The sequence below is a fragment of the Massilia sp. 01N410 genome, from assembly GCF_056399665.1.
On record NZ_JBFTRV010000007.1, the window covers coordinates 26,174 to 51,275 of the forward strand.

The following is a 25,102-nucleotide window of genomic DNA, read 5'->3' on the forward strand; positions in this document are numbered from 1 at the left end:
GAATGCCATGCTGACAGTCGAAACCCTGGAACGTCCCGAAGCGGCGGGCGACGAATGGCTGCGCCTGGGCGTGCGCATCGTCGTCACCGGACGTGGCAGCGCGAATTCCCAGACCGTGCTGCAGCAGGTGCTGGCCCTGTTCTGGCCGGTGGCCGAACTCTACGATTTCTACACGACGCCGTATCCGCGCCTGCCGGATGCCACCGTGCTGCGGATCGCCTTCGACCTGCCGGCCGGCTACGAGTCGGGCGTGAGCGGCATCGTGCAATCCATCGGCGGCTCCGGCTGGACCGTCGACATCTACGAAGACGGCGAGCAGGCCGCCTGCTGGAAGCCGGAAGGCGGCGCCGTGCGGCCGCTGTGCGAGCATTTCCACTCGGCCGAGATCAACCTGATCCCGTCCTCCCACCTGGCGGAATTCCGCAAGTCGGCGGCGCCGCGCCTGCTCCAGTAAGCCGATCAGGCGGGACGTTCGGCCAGTGGCGGCGCCGGCAGGCAGCCCAGTCCCGCCAGCGTCGCCTCCACCGCCTGGTCCAGCGGCGTGTGCGCTTCCTTGCCAAGCACCGCCAGCAGCTTCGCATTGTCCATCCTGACCGGCTGTTGCCACAGGTAGCGCATCTCCAGCAGCTCGCGCATGGTGGCGTGGAAGGGCGCGGCGATATGCGCCAGCCACCACGGGAATGCGGCGATGCGCGGCGGCCTTCCTCCCGCGCGCACGACCGCGCGCACCACTGCCTGCGCCATGCCGGTGCCGTCTTCATCCCAATGCCCGCCCATGTGGAAGGACGCGAAGGATTCAAGGCGTTCACGCCGGCCGATCAGTTCCACCATCGCCGCGGCCACATCCGGCAGGTAGGCCCACTGGTGGCCTGCGCCGAACCGCGCCGGATTCAGGATGCGGGTGACGGGGCGGCCGGCTGAGACCATGCCTTGCGCGAACCAGTTGTTGCCGGCGCATGGTCCGAAGTAATCGCCGGCGCGCAGCACCAGCGCCCGTCCGCCGCGGGCGCAGAAATCGCGCAGTTCCGCCTCCATCCGCACCCGGATCGCGCCCTTGCGCGTGGCCGGGTGCTGGGGCGCGTCTTCCGTCAGCAGCGGAAACGCGTCTTCACCGTAGTTGTAGACCGTCCCCGGGAGCACGACCAGCGCGCCGCCGGCTTGCGCCGCGGCGATCGTATTCGCCAGCATGGGCAGCACCAGCTTGTCCCAGTCGCGGTAGCCGGGCGGATTGACGGCATGGACGATGACGGCGCAGCCGGCCGCAGCGCGCAACACGTCCGCCGCCTTTAGCGCATCGCCACCGATCCAGTCCAGGCCATCGGCGCCGCGCCCTTCCCGGGCCAGGCCGCGTTTCAGCGCCTTGACCGTCCAGCCTTCCGCGCGCAGCTGGCGCGCCGCTTCTCCGCCGATGCCGCCGCCAGCCCCCAGTACCAATGCCGTCTTTCCGCCTTCCATATGCCCTCCCGTCGTGCCGTTCGCTTGAAGATGCGGCACAGTGTGCGCGATCGCCGGGATAAATGGAATTGCATGAGATGGCATATCCGGTATACATTTATGCATGACTCCGACCATCGAATGGGAGCTGTACCGCTCCTTCCTCGGCGTGTTGCGTACCGGCTCGCTGTCCGGCGCCGCGCGCCTGCTGGGCGTGGCGCAGCCGACCGTGGGCCGTCACATCGCGGCGCTCGAGGCGGCGCTCGGCCTGGTCCTGTTCACCCGCTCGCAGACCGGGTTGCTGGCAACCGACGCCGCCCAGGCCCTGCGCCCGCATGCCGAAGCGATGCAGAGCACGGCCGCCGCGCTGGAGCGGGCGGCGGCCGGCTTCGGCGACGGCGTACGCGGCGTGGTGCGGGTGACGGCCAGCGAAGTGATCGGTGTCGAGGTGCTGCCGCCGATCCTCGGCGCCTTGCGCGAGCGCTTTCCGGCGCTGAAGGTGGAGCTGGTGTTGTCCAACGAGATGCAGGACCTGCTGCAGCGCGAAGCCGACATCGCCATCCGCATGGCGCCGCCGCACCAGGACCAGCTGGTGGCGCGGCGCATCGGCACGATCGAGCTGGGTCTGCACGCCAGTCCTGCCTACCTGGCGCGGCACGGCAGCCCGTTAAACCTGGACGATCTTGCCGGCCATACGGTGATCGGCTTCGACCGGATGACGCCCTTCGTGCGGCAGGCGCTCGCGCGGCTGCCCGGCATCGGGCGCGAGCTGTTCTCGCTGCGCACCGACAGCGACCTGGCCCAGCTGGCGCTGATCCGGGCCGGGGCCGGCATCGGCGTCTGCCAGGCGCCGCTGGCGAGGCGTACTCCCTCGCTGGTGCGGCTGTTGCCGGACGCGCTGGCGCTGCCGCTGGACACCTGGGTGGCGATGCACGAGGATTTGCGCGGCAGTCCACGCTGCAAGGCCGCCTTCGACGCCCTGGCCGAGGGCCTGCTGGACTATGTCAGGGGCGCTTGAAACGGCGCCGGCGCGACAGGCCGAGCATCAGCAGGCCGAGGCCTGTCAGCGGCAGCGCGCCTGGTAGCGGCACCAGGCTGACCTGGCCTTCGATGACGTCGTTCTGGCAGGTCTCGCCCCAGTGCATGGCCAGCGAGGAGTACTTCAGCAGGTCGGACGAGGAGGCGAGGGTGATGGTGAACTTGAGTTCCTTGTTCGCGGTCACGGTCCAGTTGCCGGTCATGCCGGTGTAGGACACGTTCGGGTTGCTCTTGGTGTTGACGGCGGTCGCCTGGCCGTTGCGGTAGACGCAGTTGCTGCCCCGGTAGCAGTTCATGAAGTAGTCGGAGTCGAGCACGTTGGCGTCGTTGGTCTTGCCGTTCAACTGGTACAGCTTGAAGCTCCCGCCGCTGTTGCTGAAGCGGTCGTCCAGCGCGAAGCCGTAGGACCACAGGGTGCCGTTATTGTCGTTGTCATTGACGTGGTTGGCGTCGCTGCCGTAGGGGTTCCAGGTCTGGGCCAGGAACAGGTCGCCGTAGCCGATGCCGCCGGGGACGATGTTCGAGTCCATGCCGGCGTGGCCGGCGAAGCTGGTCGCGATCGCGATGGTCAGCACATTCCCCACCCGGGAAATAGTGGCGCCCTGGATGTCGTAGGTGCTGCCGCCGATGACGTCGCCGTAGCCGTGGCTGTCCGATCCCCAATAGGCGTTGACGCCGGTATCGCTGATGCCGCCGGCGTGGGCGTTCATGGCAGCGGCGAGCGCGATAGCGCCGAGGACGAGCTTGAGCAGGCTTTTCACGGATCCCCCAGTGGTCTTGTTGTCACTATTTTTTAAGCAGAAATCATGCCACAAATAAACATGCATTGTAAATCAGGCATTTAACTTTGGGTCGGTTTGTGCGATCTACGCAACTGTAAAACTTCCCGTCACCAGCGCCTCGCTGAAAGGAGTTCGATTAGGAAATTTTTCTTGCCTGCCCGTTGATGGCACCGCGACAATACGTTTTTGATCTCGAACGGTGTCGACGATGCCTGCTTTCCTCAGCACTTCCAGACTGCTGTGCACCTTGGTGCTGCCCATCCTGCTGGCCGCCTGCCAGAGCGAGTCGGGCGCCGAGCTGCGCGCCAGGGCCAGGCAGTTCCGCCAGCACGGCGACCAGCGCAGCGCAGTGATCACGCTGAAGAACGCAGTGGCGGCGGAACCCGGCAACGCCGAGACCCGCTACCTGCTTGCCGCCACCTATCTCGAGACGGGCGACGGCATGACGGCGGAGAAGGAGGCGCGCCAGGCCTTGAACCTGGGCTATGCCAAGGAGGCGGCGCTGGCGCTGCTGGCGAAGTCGCTCACGCTGCAGGCCGAATTCCAGAAGGCGCTGGACGACACCGGCAAGGACGGTGACGCCGCCGGCGGGCTGCTGGCGGCGCGCGCCGACGCCTGGCTGGCCCTCGACAAGCAGGATCGTGCGCGAGCGCTCTACGAAAGGGCGCTGCAGGCGCGGCCCTTCGATGCCGCCGCCATGATCGGCATGGGCCGGCTGGCCTACCTGAACGGCGATCCGGACGGCGCCGGTGCCTGGGCCGAACGCATCCTGGCGCGCGAACCCGCGCAGATCGACGCCCTGATGTTCAAGGCCGAGCTGTTGCGCGCCGGGGACCAGGGGCGGCGGGCGCTCGACATCTACGACCAGGTGTTGAAGCTGCAGCCCCAGCATCGTTCGGCCCACGTCGAGAAGGCCTATACCGCCATCGGCCTGGGACGCTACGACATGGCCCAGGCCGAGCTGGACGCCGCGCTCAAGCTGGCGCCGGGCAGCGTGCTGGTGGCCTATACCCAGGGTCTGCTCGACTATTCGCGGGGGCGCACGCAGGCCGCCCACGATGCGCTGCTGAAGGTGTTGCGGGTCGCGCCGGAACACATGCCCAGCGTGCTGCTGGCCGGCGTCGTGAATTACCGGCTCGGCTCCTACTACCTGGCCGAGCACCACTTCCGCCACTACCTGGAGCGCAATCCCGACAATCTGTACGCGCGCAAGATGCTGGCATCGAGCCTGCTCGGCAGCGGCCATAGCCAGGAAGCGCGCGAAGCGCTGGAACCGATGCTGCTCACGCCCCAGGCCAGCGGCTTCGGCGACGCCCAGCTGCTGGCGCTGGCCGGCGAATCGTCGATGCGTGCGCGCGACTTCGCCAGGGCCGCCGACATGTTCGAGAAGGCGAGCGAACTCGATCCGGGTTCGAGCAGCCTGCGCACCTCGCTCGGCCTGTCCAGGCTGGAGAAAGGCGACACCGCGCGCGCCCTGCGCGAGCTGCAGGCCGCGGTCGAGCTGGACCGCGCCTCGCTCGACGCGGCGGTGACCCTGATCCGCACCGAACTGCGGCTGCGCCAGTTCGACGCCGCCGGCCAGGCGGTGCAGGCCCTCGAAAGGGTGAAGCCGAACGAACCGGTCGTCCAGGAACTCAAGGGATTGGTGGCGATCGCCCGCCATGACCCCGGCGCGGCGCGCGCCTCGCTGCAGCGCGCGCTGGTTCTCGACCCGGCATATTTTGCGGCCGCGGCCGACCTGGCCCAGCTGGCGCTGGACGAGAAGCACCCCGGCCTGGCGCGCACCCTCATGCTCGACTTCCAGGCCAGGAACCCGGCCAGCGTGCCGGCGCTGACCATGCTCGCCTCGCTGGCCGACGCCACCGGCAGGCAGGACGAGGCGACGCGCTGGCTGGAGCAGGCCGCCGCCGTCGACCCCAACGCGGTCGGCCCGGCCGTCAACCTGATCGGCCAGTACCTGCGTACCGGCCGCCAGGAGAAGGCACTGAACCTGGCGCGCACGCTTCAGGTCGGACACCCGGACAATCCCGACCTGCTCGACCTGCTGGGCAAGAGCCAGCTCGCGAACGGCGAACGAAGCGAGGCGCTGGAGACCTACCGCAAGCTGTCCTTGGCGCTGCCGCGTTCGGCCCAGGCGCTGATGCAGGTGGCGGCCCTGTCGCTGGTGCAGAACCTGCCGGCGCAGGCCGAGGACGCGCTGAAGGGTGTGCTGGCGATCCAGCCCGACTTTCCGTCGGCCCAGGTCGCGCTGGCCGAAATCTATGTGCGCAAGGGCTCGCGCGACCTTGCGCTGCTGGTCGCCGACCAGCTCCAGCGCCGCCATCCGGAAGCCGCGGCCGGCTACCAGCTGCAGGGCGACATCCTGATGTCCAAGCGCCAGTCTGCCGAGGCGCTGGCGCTGTACGAACGCGCCTTCCAGCTCAAGCCGGGCACCGAGCTGGCGATCAAGATCGACGATGCGCTGCGCCAGTCCGGCCGCGTCCCGGAAGCCGGCGGCCGACTCGAACGCTGGCTGGCGGCCCACCCGGACGACGTGCGCGCGCTGGCCTACAAGGCCCAGACCCTGATGGCCGCGGGCGAGTTCCGGCAGGCGGCCGGCCAGCTGGAGGCGGTGCTGAAGCGCCAGCCGGACAACCCGGTCGTCCTCAACAACCTGGCGCTGGCCTACCAGGAACTGGGCGACACCCGCGCCCAGGCCACCGCCGAAGCGGCCTACCTGCGCGCCGGCGAACAGCCGGACGTGATGGACACCCTGGCCTGGATCCTGGTCGAGAACGGCGCCGGCAGCGCGGAGCGTGAGCGCGGCCTGGCGCTGCTGCGCAAGGCCCACCTGCTTGCGCCGAAGGCCCGCGACGTCCGCTACCATCTGGCGGCGGCCCTGGCGAAGACCGGCGACCGTGCCGGCGCGCGCAAGGAGCTGGAAGCGCTGGCGGCCGGCGACATGCGCTTCGCCCAGGCCGCGCAGGTGCGCGGGCTGCTGGCGGCGCTGCGGCGCGACTGACGACCGGAGGCCCCATGACCTGGCAAACCACCCTCGAATTCAAGACCGCCGGACGCGGCACCCGCGACATCACCGCCGCCGGGCGGTGGTGACCGTGCTGGGCGGCTGAGTTATAGTTGAGGCAATGTATCCGGTGGAGAGATGGATGAGGTGGACATCAGTGTCCTCGGCGGCCGACGGCCATGGCAACGAGGATCATGTGGCGGTATTCGAGCGGGACGAGGTGACCGATATCGTGGTGCTGGACGGCGCCAGTTCGGTGGCGCAGCAAGACTATATCGACAGTGAGAACGGCGACGTCGCCTGGTTCGTGCGCCGCTTCGGCGCGGCCTTCGGCAGGGCGTTGACGGGGCGCGGGTCGCAGGAGCAGGTGGTGCGCGCGGCGCTGGACGAGGTCCGCGCCGAATTTCATGCGCGTACCGACGGCGTGGCGGTGCCGGTGTATGCCTGGCCGATCGCGGCCATGACCTGGATCCGCATCATGCCGGGACGCGGCGCCTCCGAACTGATCCTCTACTGCCTGGGCGACTGCAAGACCCTGCTGTTGCGCCCGGACGGCGGCGTGCAGGACCTCGATCCCTATGTGAACCCGCAGGAGGCGGTGGTCCAGGATGCCGTCGCCGCGCTGGCGCGCGAAGGCGTGCAGGACCCGGCGGCGCGGCGCGAGCGCCTGCTGCCCATGCTCAGGCGCCGCCGCGAGGAACAGAACACGGCCTTGCAGCCGCCCGGACTGTGCCTGGAACCCGCCGGACCGTTTGCCGCGCGCCGCCATGCGCTGCGCGCCGAACCGGGGTCCATGCTGCTGGCCATGACCGACGGTTTCTACCGCCTGTCCGACACCTATGCGCTGTACACCGACGCCGGCCTGGCCCGCGCCTGCGCGCGCGACGGCCTCGAGACGCTGCTGGCCGAGTTGCGTGCCCACGAGCGTAGCGGCGGCGCCGGCACCGGGCTGGCGGTCAAGCAGGCCGACGACGCCTCGGCCGTGGCCTGGCGTTGCTGATCGTCTTTTCAACGAGGAGGAAGCCATGAGTGAAGCAGGGCAGCAGGAACTGATCGAACGCTACCTGGCGGCATATAACGCCTTCGACATCGAGGCCATGCTGGCCCAGCTCGAGCCCGGCATCCGCTTCGAGAATTTTTCGGGCGGCCAGCTCACCGCCGAGAGCAGCGGCATCGCGGCCTTCCGCCAGCTCGCCGAGCAGTCGAAAGGGCTGTTTTCGGAACGCGAGCAGCGCGTGACCGGCATGGTGCGCGTGGGCGAGCTGCTGGTGGTGGAGATCGCCTGGCGCGGCCGGCTGGCGGCCGACGTTCCCGGCGGTCCGCCCGCCGGCACCCTGCTCGAAATGAAGGGCCGCTCCGAGTTCGCCTTCGGCGCGTCCGGCATCGCCAGGATCGTCGACCGCAGCTGACCCGCCGGGTTGCGCTAGCCGGTGCGCGGCGCGCGCTGGCGCAGTACCGCCAGCAGCCGGCCGGCGTCCACCGGCTTGACGAAATGGTGGTCGAAGCCGGCCTCGCGCGAGAGTTCGCGGTCGCCCTGCTGGCCGTAGCCGGTCAGGGCGACATAAAGGGCGCCGCTGCAGCCCGGCTGGGCGCGCAGGCGCCGCGCCAGCTCGTAACCGTCCATGCCCGGCATGCCGATGTCGAGGATGAAGGCGTCCGGGGCGGCCGCCGGCGCCGCCGCCAGCGCGCTGCGGGGATCGCTGAAGCTCTCGACCCGGTGGCCCGCGGCCGCCAGCAGGGCGGCCAGCATGGTGACGGCATCGACGTTGTCGTCCACCAGCATCAGCGACAGCGGTGCGCCGGCGGCCGACGCCGCGCCATCCTCGCCGCCGTCGTGGCCGGCGGCGGCGCTGGCCGCCAGCGGCACTTCGACAGTGAAGCAGCTGCCCTGGCCCGGGCCGCCGCTGTGGGCGTGGATCCGGCCGCCGTGGGCCAGCACGATGGTGCGCGCCAGCGCCAGGCCCAGGCCGAGGCCGCCCTGGGCGCGGTCGGGCGTACGCGTGCCCTGGGTGAACAGGTCGAACACCTGCGGCAGCAGGGCCGCGTCGATGCCGCTGCCGTTGTCGCTCACCAGGACCCGCGCGTGGCCGCCGCTCACATCGAGCGTCACGCCGATGCGGCCGCCGGCCGCCGTGTACTTGGCGGCGTTGGCCAGCAGGTTGGCGAACACCTGGATCAGGCGCGCGCGGTCGCCGAGCACCAGCACCGGGGCGCCGTCCGCGCCGAGCGCCAGCGACAGGTCGTGGCGGCGCGCTTCGATCAGCGGATTCGCCTGTTCGGCCGCGCTCAGGATCGCGCTGCGCAGGTCGATTTCCGCTTTTTCGTACTGCACCATGCCACGGGTGACCCGCGAGACGTCCAGCAAGTCGTTCACCAGTGAGGTCATGTGGTTGACCTGGCGCCCGATCACCTCGGCGAAGTTGCGTACCTTGGCCGGATCGGCGGGGGCGATGCGCAGCACCTGGGCGGCGGCGCTGATCGGCGCCAGTGGATTGCGCAGCTCGTGGGCTGCCCATCGTCGCTCCGGCACTCGCGTCGATGAGGCGCCGACGCGTTAAAAGAAATGCATTCTAGCGCAGGATGATTGAGGGCAAGGTTCGGTTGAGCGATCCTGCACGAAATCGCTGTTGTGACGGGGAGACAGGGCTGTATGCGCTGAAACAATGCATATGGATATAGCAATCCATTCGTGTCGCGGGTTCCGGAGCGCGCGTATTATCATTAAGGATACTCAAACGCACATGAAAGGGATTCCATGACCACCGATAAAGGCTTCCGCCTCTCCCGTCTTTCGCAGCAGAAACAGCGCGCCCGCCGGGTCCGCATCGGCGTGGTGCTGGTGCTGTGCGCCCTCCCGGTAGCCATGGCCCTGGCCAAGTCGGGCCTCGGCCTGGTCCAATCCGCGCCGCTCTGACAGAACCAGGCCACAACAACATTACGGGGAAGCGGACATGCGCGCACGCAACGGAAAATTCGGCACCCGGGACGAGGGCATTGTGGCAAGAGACCTGCGCCGGGTGCTGCTGGGCACCGGCGCTATCCTGCTGGTGCCGCTGGTGGCGATGCGCTTCACCGCAGAGGTGAACTGGGACGTGCTGGACTTCGCCGTCGCCGGCGTGCTGCTGGCCGGCATCGGCAGCCTCTACGTCCTGCTGACCCGTAAGCTTCGCACCGCCACGCAACGCCGCGCCATCGGCGGCGGCGTGCTGCTGACCCTGATGCTGGTCTGGGCCGAACTCGCGGTCGGTATCTTCGGCAGCCCGATCGCGGGCAGCTGAGCCACCCGCATTCTCCCCCTTTATGCCGCCGGCTGCGCGCCAAAGCCGATCGCCAGGCGGTTCCAGCTGTTGATGGCCCCGATGGCAAGGCTCAGGTCGACCATCTCGCGCTCGCTGAACTGTTCCCGCAGCGCCGCATAATCCGCATCCAGCGCCGGCTGTTCCGACAACCGGGTCAGGGCTTCGGTCCAGGCCAGGGCGGCGCGTTCGCGCGGACTGAAGAAGGGCGTCTCGCGCCACACGGCCACCGCGTACAGGCGGCGTTCGCTTTCGCCGGCCTTGCGCGCATCGGCGGCATGCATGTCGACGCAGTATCCGCAACCGTTGATCTGGGAAGCGCGCAGCTTGACCAGTTCGAGCAGGCTGTGTTCGAGCCCGGTCTCGCGGACATAGTTCTCGACGCCCAGCAGGGCTTTGTAGGCGGACGGCGAGGCTTTGTAAAAATCGAGGCGTTGCATGGTGTACTCCTTCAGTTTGGTTGGCTTACACTCCTTAGTCGAAGCGGTCGCGCCGTTTGTGACAGTTTTTTTGCTGTCACAAACCTGCGGCCCGTACCGTCTAATGATCATGGACACGACAATCGACATTTTCCAGGGCCTGCGCCCGCGCCTGTTCGGCATCGCCTACCGCATGCTGGGCGTGCGCGCGGACGCCGAGGACATCGTGCAGGAAGCCTGGCTGCGCTGGCAGCACGGCGGCATCGACGCCGCCCGGATTCCGGAAGCCTGGCTGGTGACGGTGGTGACCCGCATGGCCATCGACCGCCTGCGCGGCGCCATGCTCGAGCGTGAGCGCTATGTCGGCCCCTGGCTGCCGGAACCGCTGGTCGAAGACAGCGCCGAGTCGCCCGAGGCCGCGCTGGAAGCGGCCGGCGATATCTCGACCGCCTTCCTGCTGATGCTGGAGCGCCTCGGCCCCGAGGAGCGCGCCGTGTTCCTGCTGCACCAGGTATTCGACTTCGGCTATGACGAGGTGGCGGCGATGGTCGGCAAGACCGAGGCGGCCTGCCGCAAGATCCTGCAGCGGGCGCGCGAGCGGGTGCGGGCGGAGCGCCCGCGCTTCGCGGTCGGGCGCGAGCAGCACCTGGCGCTGCTGGCCAGGTTCGTCGAGGCCTCGCGCTCGGGCGAGGCGGCGCGCGTGCAGGAACTGCTGACCGAGGATGTGAGCTATATGGGCGACGGCGGCGGCAAGGCCAAGACCACGGTGCGCGCCGTGCTGGGCGCCGACCGCGTGGCGCGCCTGGTGGTGGGCATCGAACGCAAGTGGACGGACCGCGGCCACCACCAGCTGATCGAAGTGAACGGCGCCCCGGGGCTGCTGACCTGGCGCGACGGCCAGCCGGATTCGGTCACCTCACTGGAGATCCGCGAGGGCCGCATCGCCGGCATCTACGTGGTGCGCAACCCGGACAAGCTGGGCTCCCTGCCGAAGCTGGCCGGGCGGCCTCAGTCGTCGTAACTGCTCTCGCGCACGATCAGCTGCACGGGCAGGGTCTGTTCGGCGTTCTGCTTGTCCAGCAGCAGGGCGACCCCGGCGGCGCCCAGGGCTTCCTTGTCGATTGCGATGCTGGACAGCGGCGGGATCGCCTGGGCGGCGGCGCTGATGTCGTCGAAGCCGACGATGGCGATGTCGGATGGGACCTTGAGGCCGGCGTCCAGGCAGGTCTGCATCGCCGTCAGGGCCGCGCTGTCGTTGTAGCAGAACAGGGCGTCGGGGCGCGGCTTCATGGCCAGCAGCTTCAGCATGGCCTGGCGCACGCCCTCGGCCGGGTCGGCGCAGCCGGGCACGTGGACTTCGAGTTCCGGATCGGCCAGCATGCGGGCCTCGAACAGGGCCTTGCGGTAGCCGCGCTCGCGCTGGTGGATGCTGTAGTGGGCCAGCGAGCCGGCGATCATGGCGATGCGGCGGCGGCCGGTGCGGATCAGGTGGCGGGTGGCCAGGTAGCCGCCCAGGTGGTGGTCGGGATTGACGGAAGTGAAGCCGGGCAGGTGCATGTCGACCAGCACCAGGGGCTTTCCGCTGTCGCGCAGCACCGCCACCAGCTCCGGTTCGAAGTAGCCGGCGCACAGGATGGCGTCCGGCTGCTGGGCGCGCACCAGCTCGGCCACCGCTTCGCCCGGGTGCACGACGTAGAAGGACAAGGCCACGCCGGCGCGCCGGCAAGCCTGTTCGGCGCCCTGCAGCACCGGCGAGTAGAAGGGGCTGGACGACAGGGTGTTGTGCTGCTCGTGTAGTAAAAAGGCGATGCGCCGGATCGCGCCCAGGCGCAGGCGGTTGAAGTCGTAGCCCAGCTCGCGCGCGGCGGACAGGATCCGCGCGCGAGTCGGTTCGCCCAGGCCGGGCTGGTTCTTCAGGGCGCGCGACACCGTGCCGATCGAGCAGCCGGTGAGGTGCGCCAGATCGCGGACGGTGACGGTCATCAGCGTTTCTCCGAAGGATCCTGCGAGAAGGAGTAGGGCGCGTCGGCGGCGGCCGTGCCGCGGCGCTGGTTCGGCTTGTCCGACATGCGGAACTCCAGCTGGGCGCCGTGCATCAGCTCATCGTGGCCGATCCAGTTGCGGCTGACCGGCTTGCCGTCGATGCTGAGGGCATCCACGTAGCGTTTCGTGTCGCTGTTGCCGGGCGCCTTGATGCTCACCTTGCGGCCGTTCTCCAGGTGCAGCACGGCTTCCGGGAACAGCGGCGCGCCCAGCGCGTACTGGGGGCTGCTCGGCGTGACCGGATAGAAGCCAAGGGCGGAGAACACGTACCAGGCCGAGGTCTGGCCATTGTCTTCGTCGCCGCAATAGCCGTCCGGCGTCGCGCGGTACAGGCGGTTCATCACTTCGCGCGCCCAGTACTGGGTCTTCCAGGGGGCGCCGGCATAGTCGTACAGGTAGATCATGTGCTGGATCGGCTGGTTGCCGTGGGCGTACTGGCCCATGCCGGCAATCTGCATCTCGCGGATTTCGTGGATCACCTGGCCATAATAGCTGTCATCGAACACGGGCGGCATGGTCCACACCGCATCGAGCTTGTTGACGAAGGCCTGGCGTCCGCCCATCAGTTCGATCAGGCCGGCGACGTCGTGGAACACCGACCAGGTGTAATGCCAGCTGTTCCCCTCGGTGAAGGCATCGCCCCACTTGAAGGGATTGAAGGGCGCCTGGAAGCTGCCGTCCTTGTTCTTGCCGCGCATCAGGCCGGTTTCCGGATCGAAGAGCTTGCGGTAGTTGCGGGCCCGCTCCGCATACACGGCGATCTCGGACTGCGGCTTGCCGAGCGCCTTGCCGAGCTGGTAGATGGCGAAGTCGTCGTAGGCGTATTCGAGGGTGCGGGCGGCGTTTTCCTTGATGCCGGAATCGTAGGGCACGTAGCCGAGGCGCTTGTAGTCCTCGACGCCGGCGCGGCCGACGGCTTCCATCGGTCCGGCGTTGTTGGCGCCGTGGGCCAGGGCCTGCCACAGGGTCTCGATGTCGTAGCCGCGCAGGCCCTTGAGCCAGGCTTCCGCCACCACCGAGGCCGAGTTATTGCCGACCATGACGTTGGCATAGCCGGGGCTCGACCATTCTGGCAGCCAGCCGCCTTCCTTGAAGTCGTTCGCCAGGCCTTCCTGCATCTCGCGGTTGACCGACGGGTACATCAGGTTGAGGAAGGGGTAGAGGGCGCGGAAGGTGTCCCAGAAACCGGTGCCGGCGAACATCCGGCCCGGCAGCACCTGGCCGTTGTAGGGACTCCAGTGGACCGGCTTGCCGGCTTCGTCGAGTTCGTACAGCTTGTTCGGGAACTGCACCATGCGGTACAGGCTCGAATAGAAGGTGCGCTGCTGGTCGATGCTGGCGCCCTTGATCTCGACCCGGCCCAGCACCTCGTTCCAGCGCTTCGTGGCCTTGGCGCGGGTGGCGTCGAAATCGTCGCTGCCGATCTCGCGCGCCAGGTTGCGCTCGGCCTGTTCCAGGCTGATGAAGGAGGAAGCCACGCGCATGCCGACCTTTTCGCCGTCGGCGGTCGCAAAGCCGACGATGGCGCCGGCATGGTCGACCTTCGCTTCCTGCGCGCCGGCGACGATCTTGTCGCCGTCCCACACTTCGCCGCTCTTGAAGGGCTTGTCGAACTGGATCACGAACCAGTTGCGGAAGTTGGTGAGCGGCTTGCCCGCGTGGCGGGTCGAGTAGCCGACGATCTTGCGCTCGCCGGGGATCAGTTTTACGTAGGAGCCCTTGTCGAGGGCGTCGATCACCACCCAGGCCTGCTCGGTCTTCGGGAAGGTGAAGCGGAACTGGGCGGCGCGCTCGGTGGGCGTGAGCTCGGCGGTGACGTCGCTGTCGGCCAGGTAGACGCGGTAGTAGTCCGGCTTGGCCAGCTCCGCCTTGTGCGAGAACCAGCTGGCGCGGTCGTCTTCCTTGAAGCGCTTGGCGCCGGTCACCGGCATGATGGCGAACTGGCCGTAGTCGTTCATCCAGGGCGAAGGCTGGTGGGTCTGCTTGAAGCCGCGGATGCGGTCGGCCGTATAGGTATAGGCCCAGCCATTGCCCATCTTGCCGGTCTGCGGCGTCCAGTAGTTCATGCCCCAGGGGATGCCGACCGAGGGATAGGTATTCCCGTTCGAGAGTTCGGGCTTGCTGTCGGTGCCCATCAGCGGGTTCACATGGTCGAGCGGGGCGGCCTGGACGTGGAAGCTGGCGATGGCAGCCAGGCCGAGTGCGGCGGCGAAGAGAGTCGGTTTCATTGGTAGGCCGTTTGCGTGTAGGGGCGGGCGGTTTTGTCCTTGCCCCAGTTGGTGTTCGGGGTCGGCTGCATGGTGAATACCAGCTCGCCGCCCGCCAGGATGTCTTCGTGGCGCAGATAGCTGCGCGCCAGCGCCTTGCCGTTCAGGGTGACGCTGCCGACGTAGCCGTTGGCGTCCGACAGGTTCACGGCGCGCACCGTGAACTGCCTGCCGTTCGGCAGGTTCAGCGTGGCCTTCTCGACGAAGGGACGGCCGATCACGTACTCGTTGGTCCCCGGCGCCACCGGATAGAAGCCCATCGCCGTGAAGGCCAGCCAGGCCGAGGTCTGGCCCAGGTCGTCGTTGCCGGCCAGGCCATCCGGCGCATCCTTGTACTGGCTGGCCACGATCTGGGCCAGGCGCCCCTGGGTCTTCCACGGTGCGCCGGCATAGTTGTACAGGTAGGCCACGTGGTGCGAAGGCTCGTTGCCGTGGGCGTAGTGGCCGATCAGGCCGGAGATGTCTTCCATGTGGGCGTAGACGTTGGCATCGACCCTGGCGTCGAAGACCTGGTCGATCTTGCTGACCAGGCCGGCGTCGCCGCCGAGGAACTTCACCAGGCCCGCGTTATCGTGGGGCATGTACCAGGAATACTGCCAGGCGCTGCCCTCGGTATAGTCGCTGCCGAAGTTCGACTGCACCGGATCGAAGGGGGTGCGGAACTCGCCGGTCGACTTGCGGGCGCGGACGAAGCCGGTCTTCGGATCGAACACATTGCGCCAGTTCTGGGCCCGCTTGTAATAGCGTTCGGCCACGTCCTTCTTGCCCATCTTCTCGGCCATGCGCGCGATGGTCCAGTCGTCGAAGGCGTATTCGACGGTCTTCGAGGCCGCCTCCGGTTCGAGGTCGATCGGCACGTAGCCGTATTTCATGTAGTGCTGCAGGCCGCCGTAGGGACCGTATTCCGCGCTGGCGGTCATCGCCCGCAGCGCCTGTTCCGGATCGAAGCCGCGGATGCCCTTCATGTAGGCGTCGGCGATCACCGGCACCGCGTGGTAGCCGATCATGCACCAGGTTTCGAGTCCGGCGAACTGCCACACCGGCAGGATCCCGTAGGGGCTGGCCTGCTGGGAGGCGATCAGGGAGCGCACGAAGTCGGCGTTGCGCTGTTCCGGCTGGATCAGGGTCAGCAGCGGATGCAGGGCGCGGTAGGTGTCCCACAGCGAGAAGGTGGAGTGGAAGCGGAAACCGTCCGCCTGGTGGACCTGGTTGTCCGGCCCGCGGTAGGCTCCGCTGCGGTCCATGAAGAGGCTCGGCGCCAGCAGGCTGTGATACAGGCTCGTATAGACCATGCGCTTCATCGGCTGCGGCGCCTCGATGTCGACGGCGCCGAGGGCCTGCTCCCAGGCTGCGCTGGCGTTCGCGCGTTCCTTGTCGAAGTCCCAGCCCGGCATCTCGTCCAGGTTGGCCAGGGCGCCATCCTCGCTGACGGCGGAGACGGCCACCTTCACCAGCAGCGGAGCGTCGCCGAGCTTGCCGAAGTCGAGCGCCGCCTCGAGCGCCTTGCCCTCGACCAGGATTTTGTCAAGCGGGGTCTTGCCGGGCGAAGCGAAGCCGCGGTACTCGACGCCTTCCTCGCGGTTCATCAGTTGGTGCGACTGGAGCGGGCGCGAGAAGCGGATCGCGAAATACAGCTGGCGGCCCGGTGCCCAGCCGCGCGTCTCGCGCATGCCGGTGATCGTGTCCTGCCCGCGCAGGCGCAGGCGCGACCACAGGTTCTTGCCGTACCAGTCGTAGATGCTGCTGCGCAGGTCGAGCACGACCCGGGCCTCGGATCCCGGCTTGAAGCGGTAGCGGTGCAGACCGACCCGCTCGCTGGCCGTGAGTTCGACGCCGACCTCGTTGTCGAGCAGTTTGACCGCGTAGTAGCCCGGCTCTGCATGCTCGTCCTTGTGCGAGAAGCGCGAGCGGTAGCCGCTGAAGGGGCGTTCCGGATAGCCGGGCTCCAGTTTCAGCTCGCCGCTGGTGGGCATCAGCAGTACGTCGCCGAGGTCGGAGTGGCCGGCGCCGGAAAAGTGGGTATGCGAGAAGCCGAGGATGGAGTCGTCTTCGTAGCGGTAGCCGGCGGCCCAGGGATAGCTCTGCTTGAAGTGGCGGACCTGGGTGTCGGGGCTCAACTGGATCATGCCGAACGGCCGCGTGGCGCCGGGGAAGGTGTGGCCGTCGCCGCCGGTGCCGACGAAGACGTTGACCTCCGCCACCCGGCTGCCGGGCGCCGCGGCCCCCGCGACGCCGGCGCATAGCAGGCCGGCCGCCAGTGAAATGGCGGAGAGAGAAATGCGCTTGCCCATCGTGTCTCCTTGCTGTTATTCCGGAAACATAGCCCGATTTTTTTCGGTCAGCAACAAGCGCACGATCCCGGACCTCCTGTTTATAGCGTTTACTAAACAAATGTCGTGCAGACGCCATGCCACGGTCCCGCTTACCCAGTACGCATGGAGCAGAGAAGGCGAAGGGGAAGCCGGACGGCGACGCGTTACCCTGTTTGTTTAGTCGGGTGCCCGGCGCCGGGAGCTGCCGTGAAGCGCCCGATCGGGCATAATGCCGGGCCATGCCGAACCGCCGAGATATCACGACAAAGCCAACGCCGCCGGCCACGCCGCGGTGGATGACCGAAGACGACCTGGACGCCGTACTGGCCGTGCAGGCCGCCTGCTACCCGCCGTCCATGCAGGAGCCGGCCGATATCGTGCTGGCGCGCCTTCGGGCGGCGCGGGACAGTTGCCTGGTCGCCTGCGACGCCGAGGGCGTTTGCGCCTATGTGTTCGCCTATGCGTCGCGGCGCGGCGCGGTCACGCCGCTGGATGCCGCCTTCCAGTCGGCCGCCGATGCCGACACCCTGTACATCCACGACATGGCGGTGGCGCCGCGTGCGCTCGGCCAGGGACTGGCGCGGCGGCTGGCCGGCGGCCTGCTGGAACGCGGACGGTCGCGCGGCCTGGCCTGGTCGGCCCTGGTGGCGGTGCAGGATTCGCGCCGCTTCTGGGAAGGACTGGGTTTTGCCGCCCACGGCCTGGCGCCTGGCGGGCAGGGGGCGCGGGCGCTGCTGAGCTATCCGGACGGTGCGCTCTACATGGCGCGCGCCCTGCATGCCGGATAGCGATGTCTGTTCCATATCTTCCTGCGTAATTCGTTGTTTTTTGTCGCCAGACGAGCCCAAAATTGCCCCGCTTACGCTAATATTGTCGGTGGGCAAGTTTTTTCCGGGAATTCCTATGTCGAGCACCATCCGTACGACTGCGCGGGCGCGCGGATTCACCCTTATCGAACTGATGATCGTGGTGGCCATCGTCGGCATCCTGAGCGCCGTCGCGATCCCCGCCTACAACAATCACGTGATGCGCGCGCGTCTGGCGGAAGCGTATTCCGGCCTCGGCACCGTGCAGACCAATGCCGAGGAATTCTGGTCGAACAACCACACCTACGCCAGTTTCGACCGCCTGCCGCCGGACAGCGCCAACTTCGGCTACGTCCTGACCAGCGGCGACGCCTCGAGCTATGTGGTCACCGCGGCGGGCAAGGGCCCGGCCACCGGTTTCTCCTTCACCATCGACCAGAACGGCAACCGGGCCACGCCGAAGGCGCCCACCGGCTGGTCGACCAGCACCACCTGCTGGATCGACCGCAAGGACGGCCGGTGCGTGCAATAAGCCCCGCAGCGCCGCGCGCCAGCGGCTTCACCCTGGTCGAGGCGGCCGTCGTGGTCGCGATCATCGGGATCCTGGCCGGCGTCGGCATTCCCAGCATGTCCAGCTGGCTGGTGGGACGCAAGGCCATGGCCGCCACCGGCTATTACGCCGACGGCTTCGCCTTCGCGCGCAACCAGGCCATCAGTCACAACACCGCCAGCCGGCTGGTGCTGGACGACCATCCGGCCTCCGGCCAGCTGCAGTGGCGGGTCGATCTCTGCTACCCGAGCAGCGACGACCTCTGCGACGACGCCAGCACCGGCTGGTCCACCCCGACCGCGGCGGCGGCCGGCGATCCGCGCGGGGCCCAGGGCGACAAGTCGGTGGTGCGCAGTGCCGACGGCCTGCCTTCGTCGAGCGCGGTCGCGCTGGTGGTCGGCCCTTCCGGCGCCAACGCCGCCTATTTCACTGCCCTCGGCTGGGTCGACACCCGGATCTCGCCGCAGATCGCACGCATCACCTTGTCGCCCACGGCCGGCGGTTCGGTCAGCTTCACGCCGATGGCGGTGTCGCTGACCCTGGCCGGCGTGGCCTCGCGCTGCGACCCGGGCGTGGCCGCGCCCGACCGCCGCAGGTGCCCGCGATGAGCCGCCCGCGCATGCCTAAGCCGGGCGCGCAGCGCGGCTTCGCCCTGATCGAAGCCCTGGTCGCGGTGGTCATCCTCGCCATCGGCCTGATCGGCACCTTGGGCCTGCAGGCCCGGTCCTATTCGGCACTGGAGGATTCGGCGATGCGCACGGAAGCCACGCTGGCCGCTGAATCGCTGCTCGGCACCATGGCCACCGACCAGGCCAACCTGACGTCCTATGCGGTGGTCGAGAGGGCCGCGCCGAGCACCCAGCTGAAGCCCTGGTTCGACGCGACCGTCAAACGGATTCCGTCGGCCGTCATCAGCGTGACGGTGACGCCGGCCACCGACGCCTCCGGCAGCCGGATCGATATCGCGATTGCCTGGACCCGTAAAGGGGGCGCCAAGGCCAACCAGTACCGCGTCACCTCCTACGTCTCGGGCAGCAAGCAATGAGGAAGCACATGCGCTCACCGCAGGGCGGTTTCTCGCTGGTCGAGCTGATGGTCAGCATCGTGATCGGCATGCTGGCGCTGCTGTTCGCTGTGCGCCTGGTGACCAGCGCCGACAGCACCCAGCGGCATGCGGTCGGCGGCTCGGACGCGATGCAGAACGGGATGCTGGCGCTGTTCTCGATGAGCGGCGACGCCGCCCAGGCCGGCTATGGCCTGAACGACCCGCTGATCGCGGGCTGCAACACCATTTTCAAGGACACCGGCGGCTACACGCTGGCCTCGGTGAACGTCGGCGGCGCCGCCGTGCAGCCGCTGGCACCCATCATCATCGAGCCGCAGGCGGCCGGCGCCAACGCCAACGCCGCCACCAGCGGCGAGAATCCCGACCGCATCAGCTTCTACGCCGGCAGCTCGATCACCGGCACCGGCACCCTGCGCCTGCTGTCCGGCTACACCAACGGCACCCGCATCGTGGTCGACCGCCGGCCCTACGGCTTCCGCCAGGGCGACGTGATCGTGGTCGTACCCGAGCAGCTGGGCGGCAAGTGCTCGCTGGCCCAGGTGTCGTCCGATCCCGACGCGCTGCCGGCGCTGCCGGCCCAGCAATCGATCGACGTCAACCAGGACGACGCTTACCGCTACAACAGCGGGGCGCTGGGCGCCAGCTTCGGCGCCGGCGTCTCGCGCGTGTTCAACCTCGGCCCGCCGGAATCCCTGTCCTTCCATACCTGGTCGGTCGCGGACGGCTTCCTGCAGCTGCGTTCGACCGACCTCGATGGGGCCGGCACCAATGCTGCAGCCGTCGCCGGCGACATCGTCTCGATCAAGGCGCAATACGGCTTCGACAACCGCGCCGGCATGAACTTCACGCCGGACGCCGGCATGCAGGTGAAGCAGTGGTCGGCATCCATGATCGACGCCGACGGCGACGGCGTGACCGGCGGCGCCGGCGACTACCTGCGTATCGCCGCGGTGCGCCTGGCCGTGGTCGCGCGCAGCAAGTCGCCCGAGTCGCCGGCGGCCGGCGCCAGCTGCACCGCCACGCCGGCGCCGCTGCAGGTGTTCGCCAACGCCACCGGCAGCGCCGCCGCGGCGCCGGTCAAGGTCAGCCTGGCGGTGCCGGGCGACAGCGTCGACTGGCGCTGCTACCGCTACCGCGTGTTCGAGACCGTGGTCCCGCTGCGTAACTTCGTGTGGAGGCCGTAATGAAGAAGACGTACCGCCTGCTTGGGGGCGCGCGCGAGCAGGGTGCGGCACTGCCGGTGATGCTGATCATCCTGGCCGTCATGCTGCTGGGTAGCGTGTACCTGCTCAGGTCCAGCCACTCGACCGCGCTGGCGACCGGTAACCTGGCCTATGACGCCACCCTCAACCGCGCCGCCGACCTCGGCCTCCACCAGGGCTTCCAGTGGCTGAGCACGACCGCCGCCAGCAACAAGACCGCGCTCGAAGCCGACGACCTCGCCGACGGCTACCACTCCTCGCTTGACACCAAGGTGACCCCGCGCGACGCTGGTTTCTGGGACTCGGCCAAGACCGTCACCGATGCCGACGGCAACAAGATCGACTACGTGGTGCACCGCCTGTGCGCGCGCGACGGCCGCTACGACGGCAAGGACAACCGCTGCGTGCAGACTTCGTCGGTGAAGGGCAGCCTTGGCAACGCCGTGGCGCTGGGCGAGAGCCTGGCCGCCGATGCCCCCAGCTACGACGGCGCGCCGCAACTTCATTATGTGATCGCCTCGCGTATCAACGGTCCGCGCGGCAGCAATGTGATCAACCAGATGATCGTGCTGATCGGCGTTTAAGCTCAGGCCTCCCATGAAAAGACTCTTCGCCTTCCTGTTCCTGCTCGTGCTCGCCCTCGGCGCGTCCGCGGCCCCGACCAATATCGCCCAACTGCCGCTGCTGAATATCTCGGGCAGCGGTAACGTCAAGCCCAATTTGATGCTGTTGTACGATAACTCGGGCTCGATGACCTATACCTATACGCCGGACTACATCGTCGATTCGACCAGCTGCCGCACCGGGTCCACGCTGGCGAGCGGCACCACCAACTGCACGCCCGGCTACCCGCCGTTCAACAGCGCCGATTTCAACCGCCAGTACTACAACCCGGCGATCCGCTACACACCGCCGGTCGACGACCTCGGCAACTCCTATGCGTCGATGACGCGTACCCAGACCACGAACTGGACCTCGGTGCCGACCGACGGCTTTGGCATCAACAACAGCAATATCTCGATGCAGGGCGAGAGCAAGTCGAACCTGGCCAGCGGCTTCCCGGACCTCGGCTGGTGCAACTCGAAGACCTGCCTGTACGGCAATCCCAACTACGCCTATCCGGACGGCACCTACAAGACCTCGACGCCTTACACCACGGCGCCGTACTACTACACCATCAACGTGGCCGAGTACTGCAAGGAAGCGGGCCTGATCAACTGCAAGGGCGTCGCGGTCGGTTCGCCGGCGCCGGCAGGCTATCCCTATCCAGCCAAGGTCCGCTGGTGCAACAGCACCAGCATGAGCGACTGCCAGGCGAAGTACGTCAACACGAAGGTCGACAAATACATCTATCCACGCTTTTCGACTTCGGCCAGCACGGTGACCGCGGCCTACGGCACCGTCACCATCGGCGCCTCCAGCACCACCAGCGACCTGGTCATCAACAGCATTTCGGTGGCGGAGTCCGGCGGCACCGTCGTCATCACCGGCGGCGCGATCACCGCGGTCGGCGGCACCACCACCCTGTCCAAGCAGGCCAGCCTGGCCACCGCGCTGGCCGCCTCGATCATCGCGAAGACCGGCCTGAAGAACCAGTACCTGGCCTGTGTGCAGGCGCCGACCAGTTCCTCGGTGCCGGCCTGCTCGACCTACGGCATCAACCTCGGCACCAGCAACGTGGTCGCGATCGTGCCGATCGTCTGCCCGAGCGGCGCCGCCAAGAGCAGCCCGGACTGCACGGTGGTGGCCGACGGCAGCCGCAACGGCTGGGCGGTCAGCGTCAGCGCCCAGACCAAGACCATCACCAGCAAGCAAAGCGATGTGATCCCGACCACCGCCAGCGCCATCGGCGCCGGTGCGCCGGTGTTCGTCCGCACCGACATCGTCTCGACCAACAACAGCTATCCGAAGGCGCCGGCGCGCACCGACTGCGCCGGCAGCACCTGCACCTACGACGAGGAGATGACCAACTTCGCCAACTGGTACGCCTACTACAAGACGCGCAACCAGATGATGAAGACGGCGGTCGGCCAGGCCTTCCAGGCGCTGAACGGCAACTACAAGGTCGGCATCGTCTCGCTGTCGAACGCGGCGGCCCAGCCGGAAACGGCCAACGGCTTCACCTACCCGGCCGAATTCTCCGGCGCCAACCGCACCGCCTGGTACAACGCGCTGTACAAGATGAGCGCATCGGGCTCGACGCCGATGCGCCTGGCCCTGAACGCGGTCGGCAGGATGTATGCAAACCTGGGCAAGTTCCAGCGGCCGGCCGGTTCGGAAGTGATCGAATATCCCTGCCAGCAGAACTTCGCCTTCGTCACCACCGACGGCTACTGGAACGGCGGCGCCGCCACCAATGTGTCCAGCAACGACAATATGGAGAATCTGGCACGCTTCTGCAGCAAGCGCCTCGGCTGCGTCGACCCGCGCGCCCAGACCGCGGCCTCGCTGGCCGACGTCGCCTTGCACTGGTACAACGGTGGCACCAGCACCGGCACCGTCTCGCTGCGCCCCGACATCGACGACATGAGCAAGGACGGCGTGGTGCCGGCCGCCGCCGGCGACAACCAGCACCTGCACATGAACACCTACGCGCTCGGCCTCGGCGTTGACGGGGTCATGACCTTCGACCCGAAGTACGACACCGGCGCCACCGAAGGCTCGGACTTCTACAAGCTGGTCACAGGCGTCACCACCGGCTGCCCCTGGAACAACAAGAACGCCTATGTGTGGCCGGACCCGAACACCGGCGACTCCAGCGGCGGCGCGGCCTACCAGGAACGGGTCGACGACCTGTGGCACGCGGCCATCAACGGCCACGGCAAGTACTTCAGCGCCAACGACCCGGCCGAAGTCGTGGACGGCCTGGGCAAGGCGCTGGCGAACATCGAGGTGCACGTCGGCGCGGCCGCCGCATCGGCCACCTCGACCCCCAACATCACGCTCGAGGACAACGACATCTTCTCGGCCACCTTCACCACCGTCAAATGGTTCGGCGTGCTCACCGACCGCAAGCTCGATCCGGTCAGCGGGGAAGTCATCAAGACCATCGCCTGGCACTCGAGCAATACGGTCGGCGCCAAGGTGGCGGCATCTACCGATACCCGCAGCATCAAGATGCTGGACGTCGACAACGGCGGCCTCAAGGACTTCCTGTACGCGGGGATGAACGCCACCGAGAAAGCCTGGTTCGACAACAAGTGCGGCGCGCTGGCGCAGTGCTCCAACCTGTCGGCCGCCGACCGCCTGGTCGTCAACAACGGCAGCAATATCGTCGCCTGGCTGCGCGGGCAGCAGCAGTATGCGGACGACACCCGCCTGCGCGCCTACACGCTGTCGAACCCCAAGGACGACGGCGTCACGCAGGTGCTGCCGATCGTGCTCGGCGACATTGCCTCGTCCAAGCCGGCCTACCAGCGCGAGCCGCGCAAGAACTACACGGCCACCGGCTACAGCAAGTTCAAGGTCGACAATGCGGCGCGTAAGCCGGTGGTGTTCGTTGCCGCCAACGACGGCATGCTGCACACCTTCGATGCCGCCAACGGCAGCGAGCTGTGGGCCTACGTCCCGCGCATCACCATGAAGAAGCTGTACGAGCAGGCCAGCACGACCTACAGTACCAACCACCAGTTCACCACCGACGGTTCGCCCGAACTCGGCGACGTCAAGATCAATGGCATCTGGCGTTCGGTGGTGGTGGCCGGCTTGAACGGAGGCGGTCGCGGTTACTATGCGGTCGACGTCACCGACCCCGCCAATCCGTCCGCGCTGTGGGAGCTCTGCGCCGACGCGGAAGTCTGCACCGGCAACCGCTTCGACGCCGACATCGGGCTGAGCTTCGGCAACCCGCAGTTCGGCACCTGGAAGGATGCCTCCGGCACCGAGCATTGGGTGGTGTTCCTGACCTCCGGCTACAACAACGTGCCGTCCACCGGCTTCGGCGGCAACGGCAAGGGCTACCTGTACGTGGTCGACGTGGCCAGCGGCCAGGTGCTGAGCAAGACCAGCACCAATGTCGGCGACACCACCACGCCCTCGGGCCTGGCCAAGATCACCGCGATCACCAACAATCCGCTCACAGACCCGCTGGTGACCTATGTCTACGGCGGCGACAACCAGGGCAAGATGTGGCGCTTCGACTTTACCGCCGGCGGCAACCCGACGGTGCTGCAGATGGGCGACGCCGGCACCGGCCAGCCCGTCACCAGTCGCCCCGAGGTCACCCTGTGCCAGGTGACTTCGACCGACGCCTCCGGCCAAACCACGGTGGGCGCGCAGAAGGTCGTGGTGTTCGGCACCGGCCGCCTGCTCGACTTGCCCGATATCGCGGATACCAGCAAGCAGAGCGTCTACGTGCTGAAGGACAGCGGCACCGGCATCGGCGCCGCCAGCTGGCGCAATTCGACCTCGATGGCCAAGCAGTCGCTGGCGCGTCCGGCCGGCACCCAGGCCTACACGATCAGCGGCCCGGCCGTGAACCTCGGCAGCCAGGCCGGCTGGTTCTTCGATCTCGACCAGAACGCCGGCGAACGCGTCAACCTCGACCCGAAGGTGGCGGCCGGTACCCTGACCGTGGTGTCGAATATTCCTTCGTCCTCGTCCTCGTGCAAGGTCGGCGGCAGCAGCAACGTCTACCAGCTGAACGTCTGCACGGCGGCGCCGGTCAACACCCAGCAGGGCATCGGCGCGATCGCGGGCCAGTCCCTGTCGGGCAATTCGGCGGCGGTCGGCTTCATCATCGTGCGCCTGCCCTCGGGCGCCCTGAAGATGGTCACCACCACCGCGGACGGCAATACCATCACCTCGAGCGTGGCGCGCGCCAGCGACGTCGAGGCCCACCGCGCCGGCTGGCGCCGGGTGCGCAACTAAGGCATCGGCTGGAC

22 protein-coding genes are annotated in these 25,102 nt (G+C 67.9%); 15 read left to right on the forward strand and 7 right to left on the reverse strand.

What is annotated here, in order from left to right:
* The first annotated feature begins 7 nt into the window (after positions 1-7).
* The gene (locus tag AC1DOP_RS11385) at positions 8-454 is read left to right on the forward strand and encodes a hypothetical protein (protein ID WP_477251176.1); all 447 of its coding nucleotides are present in this window, start codon (positions 8-10) and stop codon (positions 452-454) included.
* Between the two features lie 5 nt (positions 455-459).
* Here AC1DOP_RS11385 and AC1DOP_RS11390 read toward each other — a convergent pair whose 3' ends face one another.
* Positions 460-1,455: an NAD-dependent epimerase/dehydratase family protein gene (locus AC1DOP_RS11390; protein WP_477251178.1), complete on the reverse strand. Its 996-nt coding sequence runs from the start codon at positions 1,453-1,455 to the stop codon at positions 460-462.
* 103 nt (positions 1,456-1,558) lie between these two features.
* Between AC1DOP_RS11390 and AC1DOP_RS11395 the strand changes: the two genes are divergently transcribed.
* Complete coding sequence (locus AC1DOP_RS11395; RefSeq protein ID WP_477251180.1) at positions 1,559-2,452, forward strand: LysR family transcriptional regulator; 894 nt, start codon at positions 1,559-1,561, stop codon at positions 2,450-2,452.
* Here the strand turns inward: AC1DOP_RS11395 and AC1DOP_RS11400 are convergent.
* Positions 2,439-3,233 carry a hypothetical protein gene (locus AC1DOP_RS11400; protein WP_477251182.1) on the reverse strand — a complete coding sequence of 265 codons (795 nt, stop codon included), beginning with the start codon at positions 3,231-3,233 and terminating at the stop codon, positions 2,439-2,441. The genes AC1DOP_RS11395 and AC1DOP_RS11400 overlap by 14 nt on opposite strands.
* A gap of 229 nt (positions 3,234-3,462) precedes the next feature.
* Here AC1DOP_RS11400 and prsT point away from each other — a divergent pair, with 229 nt between their 5' ends.
* The 3 genes from prsT (at position 3,463) to AC1DOP_RS11415 (ending at position 7,667) form a co-directional block, all read left to right on the forward strand.
* Positions 3,463-6,255 (forward strand): XrtA/PEP-CTERM system TPR-repeat protein PrsT, encoded by a 2,793-nt coding sequence (gene prsT, locus AC1DOP_RS11405; RefSeq protein ID WP_477251184.1) that lies wholly within the window; start codon positions 3,463-3,465, stop codon positions 6,253-6,255.
* Positions 6,256-6,400: 145 nt separating this feature from the next.
* Entirely contained in the window at positions 6,401-7,258 is an 858-nt protein-coding gene (locus AC1DOP_RS11410) for a protein phosphatase 2C domain-containing protein (protein WP_477251186.1), read from the forward strand.
* Positions 7,259-7,283: 25 nt separating this feature from the next.
* Positions 7,284-7,667 carry a nuclear transport factor 2 family protein gene (locus AC1DOP_RS11415; protein WP_477251188.1) on the forward strand — a complete coding sequence of 128 codons (384 nt, stop codon included), beginning with the start codon at positions 7,284-7,286 and terminating at the stop codon, positions 7,665-7,667.
* 14 nt (positions 7,668-7,681) lie between these two features.
* Here the strand turns inward: AC1DOP_RS11415 and AC1DOP_RS11420 are convergent, their stop codons facing one another.
* Complete coding sequence (locus AC1DOP_RS11420) at positions 7,682-8,788, reverse strand: hybrid sensor histidine kinase/response regulator (protein WP_477251190.1); 1,107 nt, start codon at positions 8,786-8,788, stop codon at positions 7,682-7,684.
* Between the two features lie 225 nt (positions 8,789-9,013).
* On the opposite strand from AC1DOP_RS11420, the gene AC1DOP_RS11425 reads away from it, so the two are divergent.
* Together AC1DOP_RS11425 and AC1DOP_RS11430 are read left to right on the forward strand one after the other, a co-directional pair.
* Positions 9,014-9,172, forward strand: coding sequence for a hypothetical protein (locus tag AC1DOP_RS11425; protein WP_442124560.1), 159 nt, complete (start codon positions 9,014-9,016; stop codon positions 9,170-9,172).
* A 37-nt stretch (positions 9,173-9,209) separates the two neighbouring features.
* Positions 9,210-9,536, forward strand: coding sequence for a hypothetical protein (locus AC1DOP_RS11430; RefSeq protein ID WP_477251192.1), 327 nt, complete (start codon positions 9,210-9,212; stop codon positions 9,534-9,536).
* A gap of 20 nt (positions 9,537-9,556) precedes the next feature.
* On the opposite strand, the gene AC1DOP_RS11435 is transcribed toward AC1DOP_RS11430, so the two are convergent.
* Positions 9,557-9,994, reverse strand: a complete 438-nt coding sequence (locus AC1DOP_RS11435) for a carboxymuconolactone decarboxylase family protein (RefSeq protein WP_477251194.1) — start codon at positions 9,992-9,994, stop codon at positions 9,557-9,559.
* Between the two features lie 109 nt (positions 9,995-10,103).
* Here AC1DOP_RS11435 and sigJ point away from each other — a divergent pair, with 109 nt between their 5' ends.
* The gene (gene sigJ / locus AC1DOP_RS11440; RefSeq protein ID WP_442124563.1) at positions 10,104-10,994 is read left to right on the forward strand and encodes an RNA polymerase sigma factor SigJ; all 891 of its coding nucleotides are present in this window, start codon (positions 10,104-10,106) and stop codon (positions 10,992-10,994) included.
* Here sigJ and AC1DOP_RS11445 read toward each other — a convergent pair.
* Genes AC1DOP_RS11445 through AC1DOP_RS11455 form a run of 3 tightly spaced genes read right to left on the reverse strand, consistent with a single transcriptional unit; the run spans position 10,982 to position 16,574 of the window.
* Positions 10,982-11,956, reverse strand: a complete 975-nt coding sequence (locus AC1DOP_RS11445) for a LacI family DNA-binding transcriptional regulator (protein WP_442124564.1) — start codon at positions 11,954-11,956, stop codon at positions 10,982-10,984. The two genes, sigJ and AC1DOP_RS11445, sit on opposite strands and share 13 nt — an antisense overlap.
* Entirely contained in the window at positions 11,956-14,244 is a 2,289-nt protein-coding gene (locus AC1DOP_RS11450) for a GH92 family glycosyl hydrolase (RefSeq protein ID WP_477251197.1), read from the reverse strand. The genes AC1DOP_RS11445 and AC1DOP_RS11450 overlap by 1 nt, the downstream gene beginning before the upstream one ends.
* On the reverse strand, positions 14,241-16,574 hold the full coding sequence (locus AC1DOP_RS11455; protein WP_442124566.1) for a GH92 family glycosyl hydrolase: 2,334 nt from the start codon (positions 16,572-16,574) through the stop codon (positions 14,241-14,243). The genes AC1DOP_RS11450 and AC1DOP_RS11455 overlap by 4 nt, the downstream gene beginning before the upstream one ends.
* A 317-nt stretch (positions 16,575-16,891) precedes the next feature.
* Between AC1DOP_RS11455 and AC1DOP_RS11460 the strand changes: the two genes are divergently transcribed.
* From AC1DOP_RS11460 to AC1DOP_RS11490, 7 genes are all read left to right on the forward strand, one after another.
* On the forward strand, positions 16,892-17,383 hold the full coding sequence (locus AC1DOP_RS11460) for a GNAT family N-acetyltransferase (protein ID WP_442124567.1): 492 nt from the start codon (positions 16,892-16,894) through the stop codon (positions 17,381-17,383).
* A 115-nt stretch (positions 17,384-17,498) separates the two neighbouring features.
* Positions 17,499-17,933, forward strand: coding sequence for a type IV pilin protein (locus tag AC1DOP_RS11465; RefSeq protein ID WP_442124568.1), 435 nt, complete (start codon positions 17,499-17,501; stop codon positions 17,931-17,933).
* A complete protein-coding gene (locus AC1DOP_RS11470; protein WP_442124569.1) occupies positions 17,921-18,559 on the forward strand; it encodes a pilus assembly FimT family protein in 639 nt (212 codons plus the stop codon). Before AC1DOP_RS11465 ends, AC1DOP_RS11470 begins: the two co-directional genes overlap by 13 nt.
* A gap of 11 nt (positions 18,560-18,570) precedes the next feature.
* A complete protein-coding gene (locus AC1DOP_RS11475; protein ID WP_477251201.1) occupies positions 18,571-18,996 on the forward strand; it encodes a type IV pilus modification PilV family protein in 426 nt (141 codons plus the stop codon).
* An 8-nt stretch (positions 18,997-19,004) separates the two neighbouring features.
* Positions 19,005-20,201, forward strand: coding sequence for a PilW family protein (locus tag AC1DOP_RS11480; RefSeq protein WP_477251203.1), 1,197 nt, complete (start codon positions 19,005-19,007; stop codon positions 20,199-20,201).
* Positions 20,201-20,803 carry a pilus assembly PilX family protein gene (locus AC1DOP_RS11485; protein ID WP_442124572.1) on the forward strand — a complete coding sequence of 201 codons (603 nt, stop codon included), beginning with the start codon at positions 20,201-20,203 and terminating at the stop codon, positions 20,801-20,803. The genes AC1DOP_RS11480 and AC1DOP_RS11485 overlap by 1 nt, the downstream gene beginning before the upstream one ends.
* Before the next feature lie 13 nt (positions 20,804-20,816).
* Positions 20,817-25,088, forward strand: coding sequence for a pilus assembly protein (locus tag AC1DOP_RS11490; RefSeq protein WP_477251205.1), 4,272 nt, complete (start codon positions 20,817-20,819; stop codon positions 25,086-25,088).
* Positions 25,089-25,102 lie beyond the last annotated feature (14 nt).

Coding starts and splice junctions, on each gene's coding strand:
- AC1DOP_RS11385 (WP_477251176.1), top strand. CDS start 8: ATGCTGACAGTCGAAACCCTGGAACGTCCCGAAGCGGCGGGCGACGAA.
- AC1DOP_RS11390 (WP_477251178.1), bottom strand. CDS start 1,455: ATGGAAGGCGGAAAGACGGCATTGGTACTGGGGGCTGGCGGCGGCATC.
- AC1DOP_RS11395 (WP_477251180.1), top strand. CDS start 1,559: ATGACTCCGACCATCGAATGGGAGCTGTACCGCTCCTTCCTCGGCGTG.
- prsT (WP_477251184.1), top strand. CDS start 3,463: ATGCCTGCTTTCCTCAGCACTTCCAGACTGCTGTGCACCTTGGTGCTG.
- AC1DOP_RS11410 (WP_477251186.1), top strand. CDS start 6,401: ATGAGGTGGACATCAGTGTCCTCGGCGGCCGACGGCCATGGCAACGAG.
- AC1DOP_RS11415 (WP_477251188.1), top strand. CDS start 7,284: ATGAGTGAAGCAGGGCAGCAGGAACTGATCGAACGCTACCTGGCGGCA.
- AC1DOP_RS11425 (WP_442124560.1), top strand. CDS start 9,014: ATGACCACCGATAAAGGCTTCCGCCTCTCCCGTCTTTCGCAGCAGAAA.
- AC1DOP_RS11430 (WP_477251192.1), top strand. CDS start 9,210: ATGCGCGCACGCAACGGAAAATTCGGCACCCGGGACGAGGGCATTGTG.
- AC1DOP_RS11435 (WP_477251194.1), bottom strand. CDS start 9,994: ATGCAACGCCTCGATTTTTACAAAGCCTCGCCGTCCGCCTACAAAGCC.
- sigJ (WP_442124563.1), top strand. CDS start 10,104: ATGGACACGACAATCGACATTTTCCAGGGCCTGCGCCCGCGCCTGTTC.
- AC1DOP_RS11445 (WP_442124564.1), bottom strand. CDS start 11,956: ATGACCGTCACCGTCCGCGATCTGGCGCACCTCACCGGCTGCTCGATC.
- AC1DOP_RS11450 (WP_477251197.1), bottom strand. CDS start 14,244: ATGAAACCGACTCTCTTCGCCGCCGCACTCGGCCTGGCTGCCATCGCC.
- AC1DOP_RS11455 (WP_442124566.1), bottom strand. CDS start 16,574: ATGGGCAAGCGCATTTCTCTCTCCGCCATTTCACTGGCGGCCGGCCTG.
- AC1DOP_RS11460 (WP_442124567.1), top strand. CDS start 16,892: ATGACCGAAGACGACCTGGACGCCGTACTGGCCGTGCAGGCCGCCTGC.
- AC1DOP_RS11465 (WP_442124568.1), top strand. CDS start 17,499: ATGTCGAGCACCATCCGTACGACTGCGCGGGCGCGCGGATTCACCCTT.
- AC1DOP_RS11475 (WP_477251201.1), top strand. CDS start 18,571: ATGCCTAAGCCGGGCGCGCAGCGCGGCTTCGCCCTGATCGAAGCCCTG.
- AC1DOP_RS11480 (WP_477251203.1), top strand. CDS start 19,005: ATGCGCTCACCGCAGGGCGGTTTCTCGCTGGTCGAGCTGATGGTCAGC.
- AC1DOP_RS11485 (WP_442124572.1), top strand. CDS start 20,201: ATGAAGAAGACGTACCGCCTGCTTGGGGGCGCGCGCGAGCAGGGTGCG.
- AC1DOP_RS11490 (WP_477251205.1), top strand. CDS start 20,817: ATGAAAAGACTCTTCGCCTTCCTGTTCCTGCTCGTGCTCGCCCTCGGC.